This window comes from Vibrio sp. 03_296 (assembly GCF_002265885.1).
Genome location: NZ_NPKW01001147.1, coordinates 1 through 579, shown reverse-complemented (window position 1 = coordinate 579; position 579 = coordinate 1). Strand labels below are relative to the sequence as shown.

Annotated in this window: 1 protein-coding gene; it reads left to right on the top strand. The window is 47.2% G+C overall.

Translation table 11 applies throughout. The features are described 5' to 3' along the window. Positions 1–579: SH3 domain-containing protein (locus CIK04_RS30415; RefSeq protein WP_128824771.1), on the top strand; the 579-nt coding region annotated here is incomplete at both ends.

Sequence of the window (579 nt, the reverse complement as noted above, 5' to 3'; positions counted from 1 at the left end):
GTTGTTTTACTGCTGATTGGTGGTGGGGCAGGTTACTACGTTTTCTTTATGCAGCCAGGTAGCGAAGAAAACGTTAAAGCGGTAGAGGAGCCAATTGTTCCCGAGAAACCACAGCCAATCATGGAACTGCCAGCCCCCGAGCCTGAAATCACCGACTATTACGTTATTGAGCGCCGAATTGACGTGAGGAATAAACCGGATCCGCAAGCGCTGATTATAGATGCGTTGTATAAAGGCGAGAAGATCACCATTCTGGAAAAGCAAAATGGCTGGGGAAGAATTTCCGACTATCTAGTTTACGAAGAGGGTGGTGAAGAAAGGGCGGAGTGGGTCGACATGACAAAGCTCTCTGATGCGAAACCGATCATCGAAGAAATGGAGCGCTTGGAGATCTTAGATGGTTATCTTGTTAAGTCTGATGATTTAAAAGAGCACCGCGACGTTTATCGAAAATACACGCAGATGTTGCTGAACGATGGTACTTGCAAACCAGAGGATTTTGAGGAGCTAGGCGGTTGGGTGCGATCGGTGACGTTTCAAAATAGGGATGTCTACTTCATCTACTGTGGCGGTTTAGCC